The 1,366-nt window shown below is 61.1% G+C and carries 1 protein-coding gene; it reads right to left on the bottom strand.

Annotated features, from left to right (window positions below):
- Positions 1-37: 37 nt before the first annotated feature.
- Positions 38-1,296 (bottom strand): IS3 family transposase gene (locus FG94_RS19250; RefSeq protein WP_229445996.1). Its coding sequence is split into 2 segments (ribosomal slippage): positions 38-966 and positions 966-1,296, totalling 1,260 coding nucleotides; the frame shifts between segments, so codons are not numbered across the junction.
- Positions 1,297-1,366 lie beyond the last annotated feature (70 nt).

Genomic DNA, 1,366 nt, shown 5'->3' with positions numbered 1-1,366 from the left:
TGATCTTGCCCCGCTTTTCCCGGACACAGCCTGATGCTTAGTTAGCGTCAGTTTCCAGAGCCTGACGGCGTCGCTCTTTCCTAAACATGCGCGGCGATTTGTAGCCGAGCGCCGAATGCGGATGCACCTCGTTGAAATGCCTAAATGCGTCGGGCAGTTGAGCCAGCACGGCTGCGCCGCTGCTGCGGTCCATGCCGCCGACGTAATCGCGTTTAAACGTGTTCACGAAGCTCTCTGCCATACCGTTCGACTGTGGACTGTTCACCGGCGTGTGCACCGGCTTGATGCCCAGCTCATGCGCCAAGGCGTGGGTTTCGATGGCCCGGAAAGCGCCGCCATTGTCACTCAAGAATTCGACAGTAATCGCCCGCTCGTCCGTGCTGCCGAAACGCGTCTCCACGGCCTCGATCATCATGTCGCGCACCGGTTCACCAGGCAGGCCTCGGCCGATCCAGGCACGCCAGGCGATGATCTCGCGGTCGCAGCAGTCCTTCATGAACACGCCGGTCACCACCTCGCCGTTGTCGCAGGCGATCTCGAAGCCGTCCGAGCACCAGCGCTGGTTCGATTCCTCGACCATCACTTTGCCATCGTGAGCACGGCCGCTATCACTACGCCTGGGCGATTTCGGCAGCAGCAAACCCTGCTGCTTCATCACGCGGTACAGGCGCTTGTGGTTCACCGGACGCAAGCCCATCAGGCTGCGCGTACGGTTCACCAAGGCGCCGGCGCGGCGATAGCCGTAAGTCGGCAGCGCCGTAATCTCGGCGCGTACCGCGTCAGCGATCATCGCGTCAGCGACCGGATCGAGCTTGACGATGGTGCGCTTGTCGACCCAGTTTGCGGGTCGGGCAAGAAGATCAATCACGTGCGAGCGCGCTACACCGAGGACAACGCAGACAGGCTTTACTGCCCGTCCTTGTCCAATAAGGGTGAGCGCGCAATCCACTTTTTTTCGCGAGCCAGCTCGACTGCTTCGCGCAGGATCTCCGCCTCCATCGTCTTCTTGCCCAGCATGCGCTGCAGTTGCGCGATCTGGGCACGTGCCGCTGCCAACTCGCTCGCCGGCACGACCGATTCACCTGATTGCACCGCGACCAGGGCGCCTTCCCGCTCGAGCTTGCGCCAGTTGAACAGCTGGCTGGCACTGATGCCGTGCTTGCGGGCCACCAGCGATACGCTCATGCCCGGCTCGTACGTTTCCTTGACCAGCGCAGCCTTTTCCTGCACTGACCAGCGGCGGCGTCGCTCTTCGGACACCGTCACGACTTCGATGGTTTGGTTGTTCCTAGTCATACTCACAGTCTTATTCCTATCCGTAAGGATACAGCATCGACTGTGTCTGGTGAATCAAGGGGCTATCTCA

Source organism: Massilia sp. LC238 (genome assembly GCF_000735635.1).
In the GTDB taxonomy this organism is placed as follows: domain Bacteria; phylum Pseudomonadota; class Gammaproteobacteria; order Burkholderiales; family Burkholderiaceae_D; genus Telluria; species Telluria varians.
The sequence above is the reverse complement of the archived record's forward strand: the minus strand, read 5'-3'. Positions and strand labels throughout refer to the sequence as shown.